23 protein-coding genes are annotated in these 20,404 nt (G+C 57.3%); 8 read left to right on the forward strand and 15 right to left on the reverse strand.

Annotated features, from left to right (window positions below; all coding sequences use genetic code 11):
• The first annotated feature begins 361 nt into the window (after positions 1-361).
• Together IPM39_27395 and IPM39_27400 are read left to right on the forward strand one after the other, a co-directional pair.
• On the forward strand, positions 362-574 hold the full coding sequence (locus IPM39_27395) for a hypothetical protein (protein ID MBK8989741.1): 213 nt from the start codon (positions 362-364) through the stop codon (positions 572-574).
• Complete coding sequence (locus tag IPM39_27400) at positions 571-3,006, forward strand: hypothetical protein (GenBank protein ID MBK8989742.1); 2,436 nt, start codon at positions 571-573, stop codon at positions 3,004-3,006. The genes IPM39_27395 and IPM39_27400 overlap by 4 nt, the downstream gene beginning before the upstream one ends.
• 504 nt (positions 3,007-3,510) lie before the next feature.
• Here IPM39_27400 and IPM39_27405 read toward each other — a convergent pair.
• From IPM39_27405 to IPM39_27425, 5 genes are all read right to left on the reverse strand, one after another.
• Positions 3,511-3,684, reverse strand: coding sequence for a hypothetical protein (locus tag IPM39_27405; GenBank protein ID MBK8989743.1), 174 nt, complete (start codon positions 3,682-3,684; stop codon positions 3,511-3,513).
• 103 nt (positions 3,685-3,787) lie between these two features.
• Positions 3,788-4,075 carry a hypothetical protein gene (locus tag IPM39_27410; protein MBK8989744.1) on the reverse strand — a complete coding sequence of 96 codons (288 nt, stop codon included), beginning with the start codon at positions 4,073-4,075 and terminating at the stop codon, positions 3,788-3,790.
• 140 nt (positions 4,076-4,215) lie between these two features.
• On the reverse strand, positions 4,216-5,028 hold the full coding sequence (locus IPM39_27415) for an ORF6C domain-containing protein (GenBank protein ID MBK8989745.1): 813 nt from the start codon (positions 5,026-5,028) through the stop codon (positions 4,216-4,218).
• A gap of 61 nt (positions 5,029-5,089) precedes the next feature.
• Complete coding sequence (locus IPM39_27420; GenBank protein MBK8989746.1) at positions 5,090-5,479, reverse strand: hypothetical protein; 390 nt, start codon at positions 5,477-5,479, stop codon at positions 5,090-5,092.
• Positions 5,472-6,359 (reverse strand): ParA family protein, encoded by an 888-nt coding sequence (locus IPM39_27425; protein ID MBK8989747.1) that lies wholly within the window; start codon positions 6,357-6,359, stop codon positions 5,472-5,474. Before IPM39_27425 ends, IPM39_27420 begins: the two co-directional genes overlap by 8 nt.
• Positions 6,360-6,899: 540 nt before the next feature.
• On the opposite strand from IPM39_27425, the gene IPM39_27430 reads away from it, so the two are divergent.
• A complete protein-coding gene (locus IPM39_27430) occupies positions 6,900-7,151 on the forward strand; it encodes a hypothetical protein (GenBank protein ID MBK8989748.1) in 252 nt (83 codons plus the stop codon).
• Between the two features lie 193 nt (positions 7,152-7,344).
• On the opposite strand, the gene IPM39_27435 is transcribed toward IPM39_27430, so the two are convergent.
• The 4 genes from IPM39_27435 to IPM39_27450 all read right to left on the reverse strand — a co-directional run bounded on the left by IPM39_27435 (position 7,345) and on the right by IPM39_27450 (position 10,777).
• Positions 7,345-7,503 (reverse strand): hypothetical protein, encoded by a 159-nt coding sequence (locus IPM39_27435; GenBank protein ID MBK8989749.1) that lies wholly within the window; start codon positions 7,501-7,503, stop codon positions 7,345-7,347.
• 190 nt (positions 7,504-7,693) lie between these two features.
• Positions 7,694-8,422, reverse strand: a complete 729-nt coding sequence (locus IPM39_27440; protein ID MBK8989750.1) for a formylglycine-generating enzyme family protein — start codon at positions 8,420-8,422, stop codon at positions 7,694-7,696.
• A gap of 567 nt (positions 8,423-8,989) precedes the next feature.
• Positions 8,990-10,429, reverse strand: a complete 1,440-nt coding sequence (locus IPM39_27445; protein ID MBK8989751.1) for a hypothetical protein — start codon at positions 10,427-10,429, stop codon at positions 8,990-8,992.
• Between the two features lie 69 nt (positions 10,430-10,498).
• Positions 10,499-10,777, reverse strand: a complete 279-nt coding sequence (locus tag IPM39_27450; GenBank protein MBK8989752.1) for a hypothetical protein — start codon at positions 10,775-10,777, stop codon at positions 10,499-10,501.
• Positions 10,778-11,036: 259 nt separating this feature from the next.
• On the opposite strand from IPM39_27450, the gene IPM39_27455 reads away from it, so the two are divergent.
• Complete coding sequence (locus IPM39_27455; protein ID MBK8989753.1) at positions 11,037-11,186, forward strand: hypothetical protein; 150 nt, start codon at positions 11,037-11,039, stop codon at positions 11,184-11,186.
• Between the two features lie 271 nt (positions 11,187-11,457).
• Positions 11,458-11,640 (forward strand): hypothetical protein, encoded by a 183-nt coding sequence (locus IPM39_27460; GenBank protein ID MBK8989754.1) that lies wholly within the window; start codon positions 11,458-11,460, stop codon positions 11,638-11,640.
• A 58-nt stretch (positions 11,641-11,698) separates the two neighbouring features.
• On the opposite strand, the gene IPM39_27465 is transcribed toward IPM39_27460, so the two are convergent.
• From IPM39_27465 to IPM39_27490, 6 genes are all read right to left on the reverse strand, one after another.
• Positions 11,699-13,744 (reverse strand): hypothetical protein, encoded by a 2,046-nt coding sequence (locus IPM39_27465; protein ID MBK8989755.1) that lies wholly within the window; start codon positions 13,742-13,744, stop codon positions 11,699-11,701.
• Positions 13,738-14,193, reverse strand: coding sequence for a hypothetical protein (locus tag IPM39_27470; GenBank protein ID MBK8989756.1), 456 nt, complete (start codon positions 14,191-14,193; stop codon positions 13,738-13,740). The genes IPM39_27465 and IPM39_27470 overlap by 7 nt, the downstream gene beginning before the upstream one ends.
• A 144-nt stretch (positions 14,194-14,337) precedes the next feature.
• Positions 14,338-14,649 (reverse strand): hypothetical protein, encoded by a 312-nt coding sequence (locus IPM39_27475; protein MBK8989757.1) that lies wholly within the window; start codon positions 14,647-14,649, stop codon positions 14,338-14,340.
• Between the two features lie 461 nt (positions 14,650-15,110).
• Complete coding sequence (locus IPM39_27480; GenBank protein MBK8989758.1) at positions 15,111-15,332, reverse strand: helix-turn-helix domain-containing protein; 222 nt, start codon at positions 15,330-15,332, stop codon at positions 15,111-15,113.
• Positions 15,333-15,347: 15 nt separating this feature from the next.
• Complete coding sequence (locus IPM39_27485) at positions 15,348-15,650, reverse strand: DUF433 domain-containing protein (protein ID MBK8989759.1); 303 nt, start codon at positions 15,648-15,650, stop codon at positions 15,348-15,350.
• 139 nt (positions 15,651-15,789) lie between these two features.
• The gene (locus tag IPM39_27490) at positions 15,790-16,020 is read right to left on the reverse strand and encodes a DUF2281 domain-containing protein (protein ID MBK8989760.1); all 231 of its coding nucleotides are present in this window, start codon (positions 16,018-16,020) and stop codon (positions 15,790-15,792) included.
• A 190-nt stretch (positions 16,021-16,210) separates the two neighbouring features.
• Here IPM39_27490 and IPM39_27495 point away from each other — a divergent pair, with 190 nt between their 5' ends.
• From IPM39_27495 to IPM39_27505, 3 genes are read left to right on the forward strand one after another with little or no spacing between them, the layout of a single operon-like run.
• Positions 16,211-17,713: an SAM-dependent DNA methyltransferase gene (locus IPM39_27495; GenBank protein MBK8989761.1), complete on the forward strand. Its 1,503-nt coding sequence runs from the start codon at positions 16,211-16,213 to the stop codon at positions 17,711-17,713.
• On the forward strand, positions 17,710-18,999 hold the full coding sequence (locus IPM39_27500; protein MBK8989762.1) for a restriction endonuclease subunit S: 1,290 nt from the start codon (positions 17,710-17,712) through the stop codon (positions 18,997-18,999). The genes IPM39_27495 and IPM39_27500 overlap by 4 nt, the downstream gene beginning before the upstream one ends.
• Positions 19,000-19,031: 32 nt before the next feature.
• Complete coding sequence (locus IPM39_27505; GenBank protein ID MBK8989763.1) at positions 19,032-20,177, forward strand: hypothetical protein; 1,146 nt, start codon at positions 19,032-19,034, stop codon at positions 20,175-20,177.
• Positions 20,178-20,404 lie beyond the last annotated feature (227 nt).

A 20,404-nucleotide genomic window follows, 5' to 3' on the forward strand; every position in this document is an offset into this window, starting at 1 on the left:
TTGCCGGGTAGAGCGGGGAAGCCCACCCCACCGCTAAATGACCAGCCAAAAACCAGTTTGTCATGACCGCTTGAGTCGCCCAAATTGCGCAAAGTGAGCCAGGCCCTGACGTGTAAGATGCCAGCGTGAAACACACTGAGGGTAAGGTACACCAAGGGAAACGGCCGTGTCACGTGTCAAAAGTCACAACCGGCGGGGTTTCCATAGAGTAAGCCAACTATCCACAGGAGCGTTCCAGAAGAATATCCCCCCAGACCTCAGGAATAGCGGCCCCGTTTTGCGCCCCTGCTTCGGCCAAACTCCAATCCCTACTTATTGGACGCTTTTTGGACGCCCCATCCATACAATGCCGGAAAGAGCTATGGATGAAACGACGACTCTTTCCCAGTTTCTTTTTATCGTACGCATCTGGCTTGTCGAAGAAGGGCGCGACGGGGCCTGGCGTGGTTCGGTGGAGCAGGTTCCTGCGGGGCAAACGCTCTACTTCACCTCGCTGGGTGACCTGGATGACTTTATCGCCTGGCGTCTGTCGGCGGCAGCCATTACCCCAACAAAAGGAAGGCATTACCCATGAAAAAACGTTGGCTTGTTCTCTTTACTTTGGTTTTGCTGATTGCCGCGGCTTTTACCGTGCAGGCTCAGAGCGATGAGCAGCCAGCCGCCCTGGCGACGCCTCTAGGGCCGCAGTTCACCTATCAGGGGCAGCTCAAGGATGAAATGGACGCGCCCATCAACGACACCTGTGACCTGACGTTTGGCCTGTGGGATGCGGCCAGTGGTGGTGCGCAGGTTGGTTCGGACAGTGTGGTGAGCGGGGTGGCGGTGGCGGAGGGGTATTTTACGGCCGTTCTCAACACCACCGGTCAGTTTGGCAGCAGCGCCTTCAACGGCGAAGCCCGCTGGCTGGAAACGGCCGTGCGCTGCCCGACCGGCGGCGGCGAATACACCGCGCTTTCGCCCCGGCAGCCGTTGGACGCCGCGCCGCTTGCCAATTACGCGCTCCGTGCGCCCTGGAACGGGGTGGCCGGCATACCTACCGGCTTCGCCGACGGCGTGGACAACGATACCACCTACACCGCCGGGACCGGCTTAACCCTGACCGGCGCTCAGTTCAGCGCCGACCTGAGTCTGATACAGCAGCGCGTGGCCGGTGTTTGTGGCGCGGGCTTCGCCATTCGCCAGGTAAACGGGGATGGCAGCGTGACGTGTGAACCCGTCACCGGCGGCGGCGCGCATACCCATTGGGGCGAAAGCTGGAGTGGCAGCGGGACCGGCCTCACCCTTTCCGGCGGCAGCGTTGGCCTTTCGGGCAGCGGCAGCACGGCCGGGGTGTCGGGCACCACCAGCGTGTCCAATAGTGCGGGCGTGAGCGGCAGCAACAGCGCCACAAGCGGTACTGGCGCAGGCGTATCCGGTCAGTCGGCGGCGACAGATGGGCGAGGGGTAACGGGCAGCAATACGGCCGTTACCGGGCAGAACTACGGCGTCTACGGCACGGCCGCCTCTACATCCGGGCGCGGCGTCACCGGTCATGCTACGGCAACCACCGGCGGCGCTATTGGCGTCACGGGGCAATCTGATTCAACGTCTGGGCGCGGCGTTTACGGCTATGCCTCGGCCGCCAGCGGCACGACCTCTGGCGTCTATGGGCAGGTTGCTTCCACCGATGGCTGGGCGGGTTACTTCCATACCACCGTCGGCAATGGCCTCTACATCAATGCGCCGGCCGGTAAAGTTGGCCTTAACGTCGCGGGCGGCGGCTCGGCTCTGGTGAACGGCAACGCCATCTGGCACGCGGGCAACGACGGCGCGGCCTCCGGCCTGGACGCCGATACGCTGGATGGGCAGCACGCCAGCAGCTTCGCCGCCACAAGCCACAACCATTGGGGCGCAAATTGGAGTGGAACAGGAACTGGCATATCGCTTAGTGGCAGCGGAACCGGCATCTACGCCACCGTTTCTTCAGAGATGGGGGTTGGGTTTTATGGAGTTGCCAGCTCATCTACCGGCACTGGCATTGGCGTTCTGGGCCGGACAGCTTCGACGGGCGGCTATGGCGTGTGGGGAGATGCGAACGCTACCAGCGGCGAAGCCTATGGCGTTTATGGAACGACTGACTCACCGGATGGCGCCGGGCTATATGGCTCGAATAGCTCCCCATCTGGGAATGGGATTGGCGTGTATGGCATAACTGCATCGGCAAATGAAGGCGCTGGCGTTTATGGCGAAACGGGATCATCGATTGGTTATGGGGTTTATGGTCACAATACGGCCACGCAAGCACAAGCCTACGGCGTATATGGCCGATCCGAGTCGGTGTATGGGATTGGTGTACAGGGGAATGCTAACTACATAGGCGCAGAGGGTCTCGCCGCTCGGTTTGGCGTGATTGGGTACGGATACGCAGACAATGGGATTGGCGTGCGCGGATCCGGGGGTCAAATTGGCGTGGAGGGATACAGTTCTGATGGGATTGGCGTGGAGGGATACAGTAGTGATGGGGTTGCCCTGGCTGCTACTGGCACTGGCGTCATCAGCTCCACCGCTGACACGGCCATCTACCTCAGCCCCTTTACCGCCACGCGCCGCGACGCTTTCACCGATCTGACCTTCACCCCGCTGGATAACGGCGGCGTGCGCGTGAAAAAGGTGGGCGCAGCCACCGGGGAGCGGTTGGTGGTCTTGCCGATCTCTGCTGCCGGCATGGTCTTCGGAACACCCGTGTACGTCAAATCGCTGGAGATTTGCTACAAAACCAGCGCGGTCGCCGGTTACATCACCGGAACTGGTATGTACAAAGGGAATGGCGAAAGTTATGCCACCTATCTGAGCAACGGCACAGATTACAACAGCACCACCCGGACATGCTATACGATCAACGCGGCGACCCGCGCCGTGATTGATAATTCGAGCTACGTGCAGTTACACCTTTACTTCAACAACACCACCGAACCCGAAATTACCATTTTCACGGTCAAACTAACTTTGAGCGAGTTGCCCGAATAAGGGCAGGACTAACAGGCTGGTGAAATGCTCTGTTAACAAAAATATTCTCACCGAAAGGGGACAAGCATGAAGAAGCTCATTATTTTAGGAATGGAAGTTAAATAACTTACGCATTTAGATCGGACCAATCTCAGAAGATTGGTCCAATCTAAAGATACTGCTGGCGAATTCAAAACCGGTCAAAAAACAGGTGATGAAACAACCAGATTTTGATCGTTTTTAACCTTGAAACAACTCATGTTTCTGGTTTTTGGAGCGATAAGACAATTCGCCAGCAGTATCATCTAAATGCGTAAGTTATTCAATTCTCGTTCCTAAGGCACCAGGCGGCTTAAAGCGCCTGGCGTCACGGCCGTCTCTTAAGCTGTGTCTACGCCTGAACTGCCTGGAATCGTTCGGCAGGTGGCGATTGGCCTGCCTCTCCACAAGCTCTCCGGCCTGCTCTGCATTCCGGGAAGCTCGTCCGGTCTATGCGAAGAGATTTTCGCCAAGCCCCCATTACTGCTATTCGGCTACCGGGATTTGCCGCTTGACCAGCGTGTTAACATCACCAACGGCTAACGGCCGCCATTGACCTGCCGTCGCGGCTTTGCGCTTCCTCGGAATTGGGTGCGCCGTCGTCAGGATACGCGAAGGGCTGGAGCGCACCATCCGGTCGCCGGATGAAACTGGCGACACGCTCTTGAGATACAGCCGTCGCAGGTATCCGGCGCGCAGCGTGTGGCTGCGGCCACCTTACTGCCGCCGCGCCAGTGCCAACCTGGAGGCAAAACCGATGGAGTCAGGGAATTCGCGTCACCCCATCTGGCGGGGTGACGGGGATGAGGCGATTGTTGCCGTCCAGTTGAATATGCTCCTGCTGAAGCAAGATGTCTACCAGATAATCCACATCCTTACGGCGCTGGGAGGCGAAACGGCCGTATTCGGCAAAGCTGGTATCCTGCCAGGACCTGGCTCCGACCAACATCTTGGCCAGGCCGCTGCGGGTGAACTGGCCGGGATAGCGGCGGACGACATCCAGGATAGTCTGCTGCCAGGGCGAGAGTTGGTCTACGGGAAAATGGGGCATACAGGGCTTGTCTTACTTTTTATGAGGAATGCTGCCCAACCACGGGCTAAGGCGCTAAAAAGGGCAAAACGGCCGTTTACCGGGCCGCCCTGCCCCAGGACTTAAATCGTCTCCAACGTTACTGCGACCACTCTCCGCTTCTAAAAAGGCAAATCATCGCCAGTAGCGCCGGTGATACGCCGATACCACTCTGTCAGCCACCCCATGGCGCGCTCGAACTTGTTGGCCGGCAGCAACTTATAGCTGGTGATACCAAATTCGCGATACAGTTGGCCATAGATCGCCGGGTATTCATTCTTTTTCGTGCGTTTTTCGATCTCGAAAGCGATGGCTTTGACGGCCTGACTGATCTGCATCGCCTGATCCGGGGTGATATTGCGGCCGGGATCGCCCAGGGTGGATTCCAGTTCTTCAAGACGCTGCTCGTGAGCGGCAAGCTGTGTGGTATGCGTACTCAACTGCGCTTCCAGCACAAGCTGCTGCCGGGCCATTCGCATGATGGCTTCCGCAATCTTGTAGGCTTGGGCCGCCGGCGTGTCGCTGGCTAACAAATCATCAAAACTGGGATCGGCCGTTAACCGACCGGCGACAAAGGCTTCGGCCAGGACGTCGTAACATTCACGCTGATACCGGACAACACGCTCGCGCAGTTCCGGCTTCACTCGACTGGCGCTAATGCCAAATAGCCAACCGGGAATAAACTTCAGCGGCAGACAAAGCATCTCTCTGGCTTGCTGTGTAAGCGTAACACTTACAGAGGTCATTTCCTCCGACAGCACCGGGTCGCGGATAATGCGTTCACGCTGCCCGGCCAGCGCCACGCCCAGGTTATCACAGATAGGCCTGATCGGGACGTAAATGTCACCATCAACCAGGCGTACAGCCATGATAATATCCTCGTAAAACGCAACTTCTTTTTGCTCAACGGGAACAAGTGATTTTGATTCGCTCATAGGTTCACCCGCCTCGCGTATTGACCTGACTGCAATACGCTAATTTTTTATCTGTTTTTATTTACTGGCTGGTCCAGTGGCTTTTTTTCGCCTCGCCGCGCACGTCGACCACTTCAATTTCCGGCTTGACGCCGTTGTCAAGCGCCGCCAGACCATAATCGATGAGCCAACGAAACAACTCGGCCTGACTGACGCCCAACTCTTTGGCTTTGCGCCTGATGTACTGCAACTGCGCCGGCGGCACAAGGATTTGTTTGCGCATGTATTGCCCCGCCATTGTTTTGTCACCGGTGGCGACGGCAATGTCTCTGGCATTCACCGCCAAATCTTCAGTAAACGATTTACTGCGCGCGCGGGCCGATTGGGATTGCGCGGCTTTTGACGGGGAGACCGCCTGATCATCCAGGCTGTCAACCAGTTTGTCCGGATCGGTAAAGCTTTTCCTAGCCATGATACACTCTCTCCACCAGGTCCTGATAGGCTTCGGCCGGAGCCGACCCTGGCGCGTATTCAAACACAGTCAAGCCACCCACGGCCGGCCCTTCCTTGATGTAAACGCTTTCGGGAATAGGCGTCGCCACCCGGCTGTCGCCATACCGACTACGCAGCATCTCCAAAGTTTGTTCGGCTAAGACCTGACGCGGGCGCATCATTGTCGGGACGACGTAGGAAATTTTAACCTTCAAATCATGTTCCTTAATCATACGGACAATGTCATCGGTATGCTGCTGGGCGCCAATGGCGCTGAGGCGATCCACCTTTACCGGGACGACCACCTCATTGGCAAATTCGTAGACCGCCCTTTTTAATGCGTCCAGATTAGGCGGACAGTCCACGACGATGAACTCAAAATTGTGCGCGATCCGCCGCAGCCTATCGGACAATATTGTATCCAGTTGTCGCGCCGGCGCGAGCTTCTTTCGCCCTTGACTGAGCGTAGCCTGGTAAGAAGAGATGGAATCAATAGCGGCGATGTTGTCTACAGCAAAGTTCAGTTCGCGGGTCGCCGGGGATAAAAAAAGATTAGGCCGCGGCAAGTTGTCCGGCGAGCGATCCAGGCTCACCACAAATTCGCGTGCATGACAATTTTCATCATTGAAGAGATTGCTCAAACAGGCCCCTTCCGGGTTTTTTGCGGCATCAAAGATACGCTCGCGCACGCCGAAGAAATCGGCCTGATTCCCCTGACTGTCCAGATCCACTATCAATACCCTGCCGGCTTTTTCACCGTTGACCATCAACTTGCGCGACAAGCCATAAGCCAGATTCCCGGCCGTAGTCGTTTTGGCGACCCCGCCTTTGTTGTTGGCAACAGCTATAATCCGTGTCATGTTAAAGCTCCTTTGTGATAATTGAAGTCAATTGACTTCATGGTAACTTCATGATGAAGTCAATAGTAGTTCACATGACTTCAATTTGCAAGTGATTGACTAATTTGGTTTTGCGGCCGGAAAATTTTGGCGAACTTTTGCTTAGAACGGCTTGTAGCGCGCGATACGAAGAATCCAAAAAAAGATGACACCCCCTCGGACGCAGCACATTTCGGGAAAGATGGGAACAAAAGGAGCGGGGTGGGGGAACACAGATGGCCAATAATCGCCGCGGCAGGCCGCCACTTCGTCCGTCTGCCGTAGGACAAGAACGCGCTTGTTCGTCAACCCGAACGCTGCCCGGCATCAGGGGGGAGCAGCAGAAAGTTGGGAACAAAGTGAAACGGGACTTCGCATAGGACTGCTGTAGTTAAACACCAACTGCATCGAGGAAAATGGGGGCTGTGGTCAGAGACGGACAATGATCACCGGCAGGCTATCACCACCGGCATCGTCAACCAGTGGAACAATAGCCGACGCATGGTTACAATCAAGGGTAGGATGAACAACCTGACTCCCACCCTCCACGACAACGCCCTGGCCTGGGCCAAAGCCTATTATCAGACCGACAAGGTCGTCGTCGCCATTATCCAGGAAGAAGGCGACGAACCCGACCGCTACCTGGCCCTCATCGCCGCCGCCAATCAGACCGGCTGGCAAGCGGCCGAAGTGTGGCTGGAAGACGGGGCCGTGGTGACGATCAACGACCTGGGGGAGGGGATACCGCCTGATGGTGCGACCTGGCCCTGGTGAAGGGTGTGCTACAGGGTGGGGGAGAGGTAGCAAGTGATTCCTGGGCTACAGCCAGCGACTTGCCATCATCCAAATTCCACAAACAGCCTGTCCCGGTTGGACCCCTCTCACCACATTCCCCATCCCAGCCCTGAGCCTCACCTCTGCGGCTAGAAGCTGCCATACAGGGCGGGGAACATTTCTCTTTGGGGCCTCAGGCCCCTGTTTGCAGCCGCCACAAGCTGCCTTCCAGGTCGAATTCAAAGCTGACCACGGCAGCGCGGTCGCGCTTGCCACAATGGGCCGTGCGAAAGGCCCAATAGAGATTGGCAAAGGTGTGGATGGGCAGGTAGAGGTTTTTGCATGTTTTCATCAAACTGTAGGACGATTTGATGCCAAGTAAAAGTAGCTGCGCTATCCTTACCGCACTTATGCAAACGAGGTATACGGATAGCGCGGCTACAGAATTTGAAGTGCTGGGGGAGAACCCCCAAGCAATGCCCGGCATTGCCGACCCCACGCAGAAGAAGATCAGAAAAACCAGAAACCAGTAGAACAGAAATTCATTCTCCTGAGGACGACGCGCACCGGAACCCGAGGAAATCGAACTGGACCGGGGGAGTGCCGCCGTCCCGGTTCGAGGTGGTGAGGTAGTACCAATTGCCGGACCAACCGCCCCCGCGCGGTACCTTGAACGTACCCATTTGCGGCCCCAGCGGGTTGCTATAGGGTGAACTACTATAATAAGTGCGGCCATACCAGTCATTAACCCATTCCCAAACATTGCCGGCCATGTCCAGCGCCCCATACTGGCTGGCCCCGGCCGGGTAGCTGCCAACGGCGCTGGTATCGCCCACGCAGTCGCTGCCTGTGGGGTTGTTATAACTGTTAGCCAGGGTGCAGTTCGGGTCGCCATCCCCCCAGGGATAGGCGCGAATCGTCGTGCCTCGCGCCGCCTTCTCCCACTCCGCTTCGGTGGGCAGCCGTTTGCCCGCCCAGGCACAGTAAGCCTGCGCCTGGTACCAGTTCACCCGAATCACCGGGTAATCGGCATAGGTAGGGTTGTCGTAGTAAGAGGGGCGTGTGTAGGAGGAATTGTCAGCGGGCGGCATACACGCCCCGGCAGTCACGCATGGCGCGTATTCGGCGTTGGTCACCTCCGTCGTGTCTATGTAGTAGGCGTCCAGGTACACCGCGTGCAGCGGCAGTTCATGTGACGGGCAGTTGCTATACATCCCGTTGTGGTCGGGGTGGCAGCCCATCTGGAACTCCCCGGCCGGTACGTAGACCATCTCAGCAAGGAGCCGGATATTTATGATAACCGGCAGAAAGAGATCGTTATTTGTCGTCGGATCTCTTTGTGTGTCGCTGGTAGATGACCCTGGCACTGCTCCAGAGAGAGGCAGTATTGGCAAGAGAATAGAGGTGAGTGAAAACAGAGTGATAAACGAGTAAATGTGAGAAAAACGCTTCATGGCTATTCCTCCAGTTCTCGAAAGGGAGATGGCGGGTGGCAAAACGCGCCAATAAGACAACAGTATACCATGAAACGAACCGGTTTAAGCAGCTACTTTGTGAAGACAAGAACAAAGCGCAGGCGCTGTCAACGCACAGATATAAGGCGTTGGGGATGCTGCAGCAATCAGCGATCACCATGCACCAAGACACTCATCGCCTCATTTTGTCTGTCGTATTAACCCATTCCAACTCCACTTTTGCGCCAGCCTGACCTGTGGAATAGCCCAACGGCCGTATCCCCATCCACCAGCCATCTGCCCCTGGCCATCCTTCACCAATAGCAAAGCAATCCCTCTCCCCTTTAAACGGCGGTCAACCAGATCCCCTCTCGCGCCAGCCTCCTACACGTCCTGCCCCGGCAGCGGATACCAGACCCACCCGCCGCAGCAGCGACACCGCCCGCGCCAGTAGCGCATACCGCCTTCCTGCCGCAGCGCCCGCGCCACGGCCGTTCCCCCGGCATAATACCGACGTGGCGGCTTGCCCTCCGAACGGCCGTTCCCCGCATCCCCTTGTCGTCGCAGGTCTACCGCCCGGCGGCCTTGCCGCCCGTATTGTCGTCTATTGGGTCGCCGGCCCATCCGCCGGTGGGGGCCGACGTAGCTGTTGGGCAGCTGCCGCGCCTGGTAACGCGCTCCCGGACGGCCGTGCCGCCCGGCCACGTCGTGGAAGGCAAAAGCGCCACGCCCATACTGCCAGGCCATCTCCTCCTCGCCCGCGTCGGTGAGCGGCGCGCCGAGGGCGAAGTTGGCCTGGCTGCGCACCCCGGCCTGCGCCTCGTAACGCTGCTGCGTCCGCCGGCTCACCCCGCTGAGTTCGACCAGCGCCGCCCGGCTAATGGGCGGACCAGGAGGTCTGCCAGGTGGGCTGGAAAACGCACCAGTCGCGCCGGACGCTCGCGGGCCATGTCCCGACAGAACATCGGTGTCACCACCCGTTCGCGCCGAGTGGAAGCTGGCGTAGAAGTGGGCCTTGACCACGCTCAGGCTGGCCAGCAGGTCGGCCAGCGGCAGGGCCACCCGCCGCTCGCCCAACTGTTCCACGCCCAGCGCCGCCGCCACCCGCTCCGGCCGGTAGAGCCAGATACGGCCGTCTTCCCCCGTCACCCACTGCCAGAACAGCCCATCCCCCCGCGCCAGCAGCAGCCGCAAGTAGCGCTCGTGGTAGAGGCAGAGTGGGGAAGCGGGGTCGGTCAGGTGGGCGACGGCCGTTTGTTTGTTTATCCACCCCCGTCCGGCCGCGTCCAGATGGCGCAGCAGCAGCCACAACCGCCCCTCGGCCGCCCGCTCTTCCCGCAAGAACGCCAGGACCAGAGCGGGAAGAAGAATGATTGCGGATTGCGGATTTCGGATTTCGGATTGGGGAGTGTCGAGTGCGGTGGGAGGATTGGGGAATGTGGCGTGGGGGTCTCTGCCTGCGGGCATAGCTCCGGCCGCCACCGCCTCTCCCTCGTTGACAATTGGCAGTTGGCTATCGGCAATTGACCATTGCCGCAGGTGCGCGGTAACGGCCGTGCTTTCCCAGCCCAGATGTGGCGGTAGGTTTTCGACAATAGCCGGCAAGGCGCTCTCTGGCGCAAAATCGGCCGTTGGCGACTGCGGGTCGGCAAAGCCGGTGCGTGACTCACCCGTCAGCCGCACGGCCGTTGCCGGCAATTCTGGATGCCTTTCCACCGCCGTCGCGTTCGCCTCCCCGACGCGCCCCAGTATCCGGCGCAGCGCCAGCAGACGTTTGTTGGCCGCCATCAGGTCGGGAGAAGGGGAGGGGGAGACGTTTCGCATAGGACTACAGAGCGAAAGGCCGAAAGTCAGGTGTGGCTGACGGCTGACGGCCACACAAAGCCGCCGCTCTCACCGCCACCGCTCCCTGTCGCCGGGAGGAAACAGCAGCCAGGCTAGTAAGGCAAACAGGAGAACCGCGCCCCAGGTGTTGACAAAAAAGCCAGCCACAATCTCGGCCACTTGGTCGCTGGGCGTCGGTTCAGTGTCCGACGGCACGGCCGTTGGGGGAGCTGGTTCCGCCTGCTCAATGGACACGGCCGCGTCGCCGTGTTCGCTGGCGGCGATGTAAACGTCGCCGCAGCCGGCGAGCGCCACAAGCAGGACCAACGTTAAGAGAAGTCGAATCATGGTGTACCTCCAGGAACAGCGAAGCTGGTTTAACAAATGGGCGGGACTCATCGGGTATCCTCCCAAAAGTGATTTACGACTACGACAACAAAAGAAAAAAGGCCGGTTTACGACAGGTTGTCGTAAGTTGTCGTAACTGTCGTAAATTACGACCAGAGGTCGTAAGTGGTAAATTCACGACAAACCACGACAGTTAGGACAGAGTTACGACAACTACGACAGAGTTACGACAACTTACGACAGGGGCAAAAACGGCGGTTTGACAGACTTCCAGACGGCCGTTTCCCCTCGTTATCAGCAACGAACCGTACCAGTTAGCCGCCGTCCTAACGGCCGTGCGGCAGGTGGGGGACGGTATTGGCTGGACAGCGCCGGACGCGCAGAACGGGCGAAGGTGGACGTGGTTTAGCGAATAGTTGAGATTCATCGGATGTCCGCCCAAAAGACGATCTACGACTACGACAACACAAGAAAAAGGCCGATTTACGACAGGTTGTCGTAACTGTCGTAAGTTGTCGTAAATTACGACCAGGAGTCGTAGGGGGTAAATCACGACAATTACGACAACTACGACAACTACGACAGAGTTACGACAACTTACGACAGGGGCAAAACGGCCGTCTGGAAGCTGGTCACACGGCCGTTTCCCCTACCTGAGAAACGGCCGTCTCTGCTATTGATTGGTAAAGAACTGCACCGGTCGACGCTGGCGTACACGGCCGTTTGCGCTGCTGGTCAAACGGGCGTTTCCCCTGCCTGAGACACGGCCGTCTCTGCTATTGATTGCTAAAGAACTGCGCCGATTGGCGCTGACGCACACGGCCGTTTGCGCTGTTGGTCAAACGGCCGTTTCCCCTACCTGAGAAACGGCCGTCTCCCCGTCTCCTTGTCTCCTTGTCTCCCCGTCTCCCCATCTCCCCCTCACTCCAACACCTCCCGCACAAACCACCCCGCCGCCTCATCCCCCTGTTCCGCCAGCCAGCGGATGGCCGCCTCCGCGTCGCGGATAGAACGGCCCGGCGGGTTCACCCGGTCGCCCAGTTCCCCTTTGGCCTCGCTCAGGGCGCGGCCGGCGGCGGTGACGTTGCGGAACTGGGGGATTTGCCCTTGGAGAAGGCGGGCGTCCTGCTCGATGCGCAGCAGCCCATCGGTGAGTGACGGGTCAGCGTGGGCGGCGGGCAGCAGGTCGGCGATTTCCCACTGGCCCTCGATGACGGCCGGCGGCTGGAGCAGCGGCGGCAGAGTGGACTGCCGCACCTGCGGCGCGCGGGTCTGGACAAACTGCCGGATGTCGGCCGAGGAGGGGAAGAAGCTGACGCAGCGGTGGATTTCGCCGCCGAGATTGGCGAGGTACTGGCCGGTCGGCAAGCCCACGCTGCCCTGCGGGTAGCCGTCGCGGCTGCTGACGCCCAGGAACTTGCGGCTGCCGTCGGCGATGCGCATCCGAAAGGCGATAGCCAGACATTGGCGGCGCAGGGCCATGCCGTAGTCGCCGAGCAGCGCTCCGGTCGGGTCGGTGAGGGAGAGGAGCAGGTGGATGCCGTGTTTGCGGTTCTTGGAGGCAATCCGGTTGGCGGCGTACCAGAGGCGGTAGACGCGGTGGTCTATCTCCTCGATGGCCGTGCGTTTCTCGGCTTGCGAAGCGTACTGCCGCGAGGCGCGGATGGCCTGCTTCACCTCGTCGGCGGCCAGGATAACGGCCAGGAACTCGTCTACGGCGATGAGCAGTTCACCGCTCTCGCCGGCTTCCGCTGGCAGGTCGCGCCAGGTGTTGGCGTTCCAGGCGGCCAGGACGTGGTCGCGGCGGAGGGATTCGCGCACCGTCGCATCGAGGAAGTCGGCCAGCGGGGCGATGAGGTCACGCTCCTCCGCCGGGGGGAAGAAGGTGATGTTGGGGATGGCGACCAGGTCGGCGAAGTCGCTGCCCGCGCCGTTGACGACGATGACGTTGGCCCCGGCCGCCCACAGGCCGAGCATGGTGGGCATCAGGCCGCTGCGCGTCTTGCCGCTGCCACTGGTCCCAGCGACCAGGATGTGGGGTTCCTGGTTGCGGTCAATGAGCAAGGGGCGGCGCGGGCCGCTGATGATGGCCCCCAGGGGCAGCTGGCTGACATGCTGCCAGCGGATGAAGGTGTCCCAGCGGGCGGACGATACGTCGGTGAAGTGGCCGTCGGCGATGTCGTTGTCGGCAGCGTTGGGCACGGCCGTCTGGTCGAGGATGGTGGCGCGGGCGGGCAGAAGCTGCCAGCCGTTGGGGCCTTTGAGCATCGGCAGTTGGTTGGGCGTGACGGCCATCTGGTAGAGCGGCGGCCGGCGGGCGTCCATGAAGCGGGTGAAGAGCAGGCTGCCCGCCCCTGCCAACAGCAGCAGGGTGATTGCGCCGAGCAGGTAGGGCAGGGCATTGTTCCAGAAGCGGCGCATGTCGTTTTCCAGTTGCAGCCGTTCTAGTTCGCGGGCTTGCGCGGTGGCGCGGGCGGCCGCTTCCTGGGCGACCAGCGCCGCGTTGTGCTGCACGTCGAGCGATTCGCGGTAAAGGGCAATGGCCGTGGCCGTGCCGCTGACCTGGTTGGCAACGGCCGTGGCCGTGGCCATGCCGGCCAGTTCCAGGTCGCGCTGGCGCACGTCCTGGGCGTCACGGGTGACGAGCATCGCCCCCATCGTGGCGTTGGCGATTTCTTGCGCCTGGGTGGTGGCCGCCTGCGCCTGCCGCGTGCCCGACAGGCTGGCATCAAACGCCTGGACGGTGGCGGCCTGCAAGGTGGCCGCCGAGTCACTGACCATGCGCGCGCCTGCCGTGCCGTAGGCGGCGGGGTTGGCGACGCTGCCGGTGGGCGGTGGCGTGGCGCAGGCGGTGAAGAAGATGAGGCACGCAGAGAAGCAGAGGAGCAGAGGAACGGAGGCGCGGAAGAGAAATCCTCGGCTTCTCCGTTCCTCCGCTTCTCGGTGTTGATTCCGGGTTGTTACCATTCGGTGTCCTCGGGGGATGATGGGGGTTGGTTGGGTGGTGGCAGCTGCGGCGGGCCGTAGCCGTAGCCGGGTGGCAGGATGATGGGATTGTTCGGTGGATGGTTAGCGGGGTGGGGGGCGCGACGGCCGTTTCCACCCCCGCGCCGTTTGACCTGCCGGAGCAGGCTGTTGGCCTGTTTGAGGAAGGGCGTCCCGACCACCATGCCGAAAAGCAGGACGATGACAATGAGAAAGAGGATGAAGGGCCAGACGGGGCGCGACGGCCGTTCTAGCTCGCGCAGTTGTTGCAGTTCGTCGAGGGTGTCGGTGTGGCGCAGTTCGCCGATGAGGGCGGGCGCTTGTTCGACAACGGCTGGCCCGGTTTCGCGTACGGCCGTGGACAGGGCCAGGAAGGCCAGGGCGCAGGCCAGAAGGGCGACGGCGAGGAGGAGGGAAAGGAGTTTGTTCATGATAAGGTAAGTGGGTGTGGGGGTGAACGATTATTCGTGTAGTACGGCTGAATGAGACTGGCTACCTGTCACCTGGACGGGCAGAACGTAGCCACCAGAGCGCCTTCTTTCTTCACTCCGCACTCCGCACTCCACACTCCGTACTCAAATGGTTGGTCGTTGGTAATGGCGGTGGGGGCGGTGGTAAGCGCCGGCGGGCATAACGGTCGTTGCCAGACCATAGCTGACCAGCTTGAGCAGCACCCAGGCGACGTAGACTTCATCCACGCCAACGCCGCCTTCGGGGTGGTCGAGCTGGTATTCAGCGTAGGCTTCGAGGATTTCGGCCAGGGAGAGGGGCGTCTCCGGGCACAGGACGGCGGCGATGTCTGCGCCGTGTTCCCGCCAGAAGGTGAAGGCTTCGGGGGCGAGGGGGCGGAAAGCGCCGTCGTTGTGGGTTGTGCGTAAGAATTTCATGGGTCTTACCTCCGATTTGGTTTGCTGATTGACAGAAACCGGATACCCGGTGGTGAAGCCGGGCATCCGTGAACCGAATAGCCCCACTAACAGAAACGGCCGTTTCCCAACCCATGAAGGTGGAAAACGGCCGTTTGAATTGTGAATTGTGAATTGGCAATTGTGAATTGTGAAGTGGGGGGAACCCGTTCACAATTCAGACTTCACCATTCACCATTCACAACTAAAAAAGCCGCTCCTGTTAAGGAACGGCTTCGCGCTGTCAGTGGCAATACCCAGACAATTCCGAAATCCGCAATCGGAAATCCGAAATCGTTTGTGGTATTATCAACGCCAGCCCTCGGCCTGTTGTCGCAGGACTTGGGTTAGACGGCGGCGCGGTACTCGTAATACTGCGCCGTCGTTGCGTTTTAGACTATTTGGTTAGTCAAATTATATTCCTAATTAGGCACATATGTCAATCACTCGTGATTTCCTATATCGGCACGGTATGCGCCTTTTTGCTCGCGTGTACGAATGTATTCCTCAACATCAGCGGGAGTTGTAACCCAACTACGCCCAATACGAATAGCCCGCAGCCGCCCTTTTTTAGCCAACGCACTGAAATAGCGCCGACTAAATCCATACAAGTCAGCTGCTTCAGTCATAGAAATCTGGCGAGTTTTGTCGTCGGTGTCGTTCACGATTCACAATGTGCTTTATACAATCAACGGCTGATGGCGGCTTCCAACGCGAGCCTCCTTCATGGAAAGGGCTAATTGGCGGTGGCGCTGAATAGTGGCGTCAATCGCCGCTTTGTGGTCGTAGTAATAAGCCAGCGCTGCATATACCTGTGATAATGACAATTCTAAATCAGCCGCTATCTCTTCTGGCTCTTGCCCGCCTACTACCTTGGCCGTGGCAATTGTGGCAATCTCGATGGTTGTGCCGGCGACACAAGGACGACCGTTGCGCACGCGCGGATTTGTGCTAATCAGATTAATACTTTGCACCGTTTCCATAAGGGATACCCTCCTTGCCTTTGGCAAGGTTTCGCGTCTCTTACCAATTTACTCTCCATTATAATGGAAAAGGGTGGGGGAGGGGAAACGGCCGTTTACCCCATATCTCGACCGCTCTGGTAGGGAAATCAGACCAGTTTTATCGTCGGTGTTCATCAAATTCGCTATCGAGTGCGGTGAAAGCTGTTAGTTCCAGGTCGGATTCGTAATCGCTCAACAAGGCCCGGGCAGCGGCGTCCAGATGGTGGGTTTGTTGTGTTTCGACGGACGCCAGCTTCGCCTCCAAAAACTCCACAAAGTTCAGCACTTCCTGTTTTTGGGAATAGGGTAGTCGGCGTAATCTGGTCAAAACGGCCGTTTCTATCATCATTTCCATCGTTCTTGCCCCACTTGTAGAACCATCTACGCTTCAATCTTGCTCCATTATAATGGAAAAGGGCAGTGGAGGGGAAACGGCCGTTTCTCTGCCTTCCCGTTTATTATCTGGTACGGCCGTTCACCTTATGTTATCCTTACGCTACCGGTAACAAACCAGTCTAGAACCATCATGGAGAGGCCACATGGCACAATCTGGCAACAACAGCAATGGCTTCGAGCAAACCCTTTGGGCAACCGCTGACAAGCTGCGCGGCCACCTCGACGCCGCCGAGTACAAGCACGTTGTCCTCGGTCTGATTTTCCTCAAATACATCTCCGACGCCTTCCACGTCCTTTATGATGATCTGGCCGCCCGCGCTGAAACCGACTACACCGATCCCGAATACCGCGATGAATACACCGCCGAAAATGTCTTTTGGGTTCCGCAAGAGGCACGCTGGCCCGCGTTGCAAGCGCAGGCCAAAAGCCCAGAGATTGGGCTGCGCATTGATGAGGCGATGGCGGCCATCGAGCGGGAAAACCCGCGCCTGAAAGGGACGCTGCCCCAGGATTACGCCCGCCCGGAATTGGATAAACGCCGCCTGGGTGAACTGATTGACCTGATCAGCACCATCGCCATGCGCTCCGGCGATGTGTTGGGGCAGGTGTATGAGTATTTCCTCGGCCAGTTTGCCAGCGCCGAGGGTAAGAAGGGGGGCGAGTTCTATACCCCGGCCTCCATCGTCAAGCTGTTGGTGGCGATGCTGGAACCGTATCGGGGGCGCGTCTATGACCCTTGTTGCGGGTCTGGCGGCATGTTTGTGCAGTCGAAGCGATTTGTCGCGGCGCATGGTGGGCGCGTGGGCGACATTTCCGTTTACGGGCAGGAGTCGAACCCTACCACCTGGAAGCTCTGCCGCATGAATCTGGCGATTCACCATATTGACAGCAATCTCGGCCCCCATCACGCCGACACCTTTCACCATGATCTGCACCCCGACCTGAAAGCGGATTTCATCCTCGCCAATCCTCCTTTCAACATCAGCGATTGGGGCGGCAACTTGCTGGCGGAGGATAAGCGCTGGCAGTATGGCGCGCCGCCGACGGGCAATGCCAACTATGCCTGGTTGCAGCATATGATTCACCATCTCGCGCCGAACGGCCGTGCCGGAATCGTCCTGGCGAATGGCTCTATGTCTTCGCAGCAGAGCGGGGAGGGGGAGATTCGGCGTAAGCTGGCGCAGGCGGATTTGGTGGAGTGCATGGTGGCGCTGCCACCGCAGTTGTTCTACAACACGCAAATTCCCGCCTGCCTCTGGTTTTTGGCGCGGCGCAAAGCAGCCGGGCGGCAGGGGCAAACGCTGTTCATTGATGCGCGGGAGTTGGGGCAGATGGTAGATCGCACCCGCCGCGAACTGAGCGACGACGACATTGACCGCATTGCCGCCACTTTCCACGCCTGGCGCAACAACGAAGATGGTTATGAGGATGAACCCGGCTTTTGCAAAAGCGCGATGCTGGCGGAGATTGCCGCCCATGACTTTGTGCTGACACCCGGCCGTTACGTGGGCGCGGCTGATGTGGCGGATGATGGGGAGCCGTTCGAGGAGAAGGTAGAGCGGTTAAGTTTGCTCTTGAAAAAACAGTTCAGCGAATCTTATCGATTGCAAGAAACGATTTTAGAATCTTTAAACGAGTTGTTATGAATCCGGAAAGCCCTGTTGAGTGGATTTACCGTCCTTTAAGAGAATGCGGTCAGTGGCTCTCAGGCGGTACTCCAAGCAAGTCCAATGAAAACTATTGGGGCGGCGAAATTCCATGGATAAGTGCGAAAAGTATGCATGACTTTTTTGTTCATGACTCCAAAGAGCATGTTACTGAGGAAGGGAGTAAAAATGGGACACGACTAGTGCCGAGAGACACCATACTTTTTGTGGTTCGTGGGATGAGCCTCGCACAAGAATTCCGAATTGGTATTACACAAAGGCCAGTTACATTTAACCAAGATTTGAAGGCGATCATTCCGACAAAAGATATTCTCCCGATGTTTCTTGCTTACGTCCTAAAAAGTAACATCCCTAAAGTAATGGCGTTAGTCGATGAAGCAAGTCATGGAACGAGACGGCTAACTACTGATGCTATATCTCAATTATATGTCCCTATACCTTCCCTATCTGAACAAGAACGTATTATCAGTACAATTCGCGTCTTCGATGACAAAATAGAACTAAACCGGCAAATGAACGCCACGCTGGAAGAGATGGCCCGCGCCCTGTTCAAGTCCTGGTTTGTGGACTTCGACCCGGTGCGCCGCAACCAGGCCGGGCAGCCCAGCCAGCCCTATGACCATTTGTTTCCGGGGAGATTGGTGGTGGGGGAAAACGGCCGTGAGCTGCCAGAAGGCTGGCAAATTAAACCACTTGACGAAATAGCCAGCTATCAAAACGGCCTTGCCTTGCAAAAGTATCCACCAGAAGGGGAGGAATACCTGCCAGTTATTAAAATTCGGGAATTGCGTCAGGGATTTGTAGACGACAATAGCAACCAAGCCTCACCCCATATTACAGAATCGTGTGTTTTGTACGATGGGGATGTTGTTTTTTCCTGGTCAGGCAGTTTATTGGTTGATTTATGGTGCGGCGGCAAAGGCGCACTGAATCAGCATCTTTTCAAAGTTACATCAGAGCATTATCCCAAGTGGTTTTATTATTACTGGACAGAACACCACCTGGATGAATTTCAGCGAATTGCAGCCGGTAAAGCAACAACAATGGGGCATATTCAAAGGAAACACCTGTCATCAGCAGAAACGGCCGTGCCGCCCACTGATTTACTACTTGACACCATGACCCAGATAATGGAACCGATCGTTGAGCAAATGATTACAAACCGCATTGAATCCCGCACCCTCGCCGACCTGCGCGACACCCTTCTCCCCCGCCTCATGTCCGGCCAACTCCGCGTTCCTGTCCATAATATTTCAAGTGGATAAGATTCTCTAATCCTTCAACTATGATTAAAAACATGCGACGGCAAAAAAGAGCCTTATTAAAAGAATTAATGGCAGACAAATTCAATGAAGAAGAATTGAAAAGTCTGGTCTTTGACCTTGACATTAAGTGGGGAGAGCTATCGGGCGATACACTTTCGAATAAGGCTGAATCCCTGATAGCCTATGTTGAAAATCGCAGCCGTTTGCAAGAACTCATTGCTGAACTTAAAAAACGTCGCCCCAACATAGCTTGGCCCTCCGTTGAAGAAAAGAAGCTACCATTTGATAAAGAGCTTATCGGACAATACCCCCTCCCGATAATTGGTGTGTTGATCCTGTTGTTGACTAGTTTGGTAATTCTATCGCTGCCGACTCCTAGAAATGCCCTCATCGCTATTATTGCACCATCTCCAACGCCTACAATCACTTCCACGCCATCCGTTACCCCTGCACTAACGCCTAGCGCCACAGCAACACCTACGTTAACTCCAACGCGCGCTGTTACCGTTTATCTGGTCAACACAGATAGTGGCCCGACACTATCTTTAGAACCATTTGGGATTGGTCTATTCGAACTCATCTATGATGAAACGTACGAAATGGGCGTCCCCGTCCAGGTGCAGCTAAACATCAGACCTGAAGGGATAGAAGTCAATGCATCACAAGTATTTGTGTCCTTAAACATTGAAACAGATCTGGAGACTGGTAGTCAAAAACTGGTCAAGGAAGAACTGGAATCAACCCCGTCCCCTGATTTAATCGATGAAGTTCCACTGTACCCTGTCATGCTCGCTGATTTAAGCAGCCTGTCTGATGTCTCAATTACGCCCTCTGAACCCGAACAAAAAATAATTTTAGCCGGTCAAATTACCACATGGCGCTGGCAAGTTAAACCACTTGTGGAACATATTCATATGCTGGAGTTAACCATTTCCATCCCTGTAAACTTATCTGAAAATGATGACACAGAAGCTATCATCTATCCGCTCAAAAATATTACTTTCCCAATAGTTCCCGCGCCAATGGTAACCCCATCAGAGGCGGCAGAAGGAGACTCGAGTTATACATTTTTGGTTTTGGTTTTAAGTACTCTTTTTTTCCTGGTTGGTTTACTAGTTATGGTAATTAGGAAGCAGCAATTAGAAAAAAGGGGAATCATGCCACCTCCACGTGATTAATCTATAGCCGAACTCGCTACTCTGGAATGGCTACAAACCATTGGCTACTCCACTATCTTTGGTCCAGACATCGCCCCAGCAAACCTGCCGGCAACGCCATCATAGATGGTTGCTTTTCGAGCCTGCAAACCTTTACAATGAAACCGTATGAGAATCTATCTGGGCACCTGTAGCATACAACGCCCTCTGGACAGCAAAAACCGGGTGCGCATGACAAATCTGCGCGT

Origin of the sequence: Candidatus Leptovillus gracilis (assembly GCA_016716065.1) — a bacterium.
Taxonomy (GTDB): Bacteria; Chloroflexota; Anaerolineae; order Promineifilales; family Promineifilaceae; genus Leptovillus; species Leptovillus gracilis.

What these genes read in the sequence shown, in the direction of transcription:
- IPM39_27395 (MBK8989741.1), top strand. Translation starts at nt 362, where the DNA reads ATGGATGAAACGACGACTCTTTCCCAGTTTCTTTTTATCGTACGCATC.
- IPM39_27400 (MBK8989742.1), top strand. Translation starts at nt 571, where the DNA reads ATGAAAAAACGTTGGCTTGTTCTCTTTACTTTGGTTTTGCTGATTGCC.
- IPM39_27410 (MBK8989744.1), bottom strand. Translation starts at nt 4,075, where the DNA reads ATGCCCCATTTTCCCGTAGACCAACTCTCGCCCTGGCAGCAGACTATC.
- IPM39_27415 (MBK8989745.1), bottom strand. Translation starts at nt 5,028, where the DNA reads ATGAGCGAATCAAAATCACTTGTTCCCGTTGAGCAAAAAGAAGTTGCG.
- IPM39_27420 (MBK8989746.1), bottom strand. Translation starts at nt 5,479, where the DNA reads ATGGCTAGGAAAAGCTTTACCGATCCGGACAAACTGGTTGACAGCCTG.
- IPM39_27425 (MBK8989747.1), bottom strand. Translation starts at nt 6,359, where the DNA reads ATGACACGGATTATAGCTGTTGCCAACAACAAAGGCGGGGTCGCCAAA.
- IPM39_27430 (MBK8989748.1), top strand. Translation starts at nt 6,900, where the DNA reads ATGAACAACCTGACTCCCACCCTCCACGACAACGCCCTGGCCTGGGCC.
- IPM39_27435 (MBK8989749.1), bottom strand. Translation starts at nt 7,503, where the DNA reads ATGAAAACATGCAAAAACCTCTACCTGCCCATCCACACCTTTGCCAAT.
- IPM39_27440 (MBK8989750.1), bottom strand. Translation starts at nt 8,422, where the DNA reads ATGGTCTACGTACCGGCCGGGGAGTTCCAGATGGGCTGCCACCCCGAC.
- IPM39_27445 (MBK8989751.1), bottom strand. Translation starts at nt 10,429, where the DNA reads ATGCGAAACGTCTCCCCCTCCCCTTCTCCCGACCTGATGGCGGCCAAC.
- IPM39_27450 (MBK8989752.1), bottom strand. Translation starts at nt 10,777, where the DNA reads ATGATTCGACTTCTCTTAACGTTGGTCCTGCTTGTGGCGCTCGCCGGC.
- IPM39_27465 (MBK8989755.1), bottom strand. Translation starts at nt 13,744, where the DNA reads ATGGTAACAACCCGGAATCAACACCGAGAAGCGGAGGAACGGAGAAGC.
- IPM39_27470 (MBK8989756.1), bottom strand. Translation starts at nt 14,193, where the DNA reads ATGAACAAACTCCTTTCCCTCCTCCTCGCCGTCGCCCTTCTGGCCTGC.
- IPM39_27475 (MBK8989757.1), bottom strand. Translation starts at nt 14,649, where the DNA reads ATGAAATTCTTACGCACAACCCACAACGACGGCGCTTTCCGCCCCCTC.
- IPM39_27485 (MBK8989759.1), bottom strand. Translation starts at nt 15,650, where the DNA reads ATGGAAACGGTGCAAAGTATTAATCTGATTAGCACAAATCCGCGCGTG.
- IPM39_27490 (MBK8989760.1), bottom strand. Translation starts at nt 16,020, where the DNA reads ATGATGATAGAAACGGCCGTTTTGACCAGATTACGCCGACTACCCTAT.
- IPM39_27495 (MBK8989761.1), top strand. Translation starts at nt 16,211, where the DNA reads ATGGCACAATCTGGCAACAACAGCAATGGCTTCGAGCAAACCCTTTGG.
- IPM39_27500 (MBK8989762.1), top strand. Translation starts at nt 17,710, where the DNA reads ATGAATCCGGAAAGCCCTGTTGAGTGGATTTACCGTCCTTTAAGAGAA.
- IPM39_27505 (MBK8989763.1), top strand. Translation starts at nt 19,032, where the DNA reads ATGCGACGGCAAAAAAGAGCCTTATTAAAAGAATTAATGGCAGACAAA.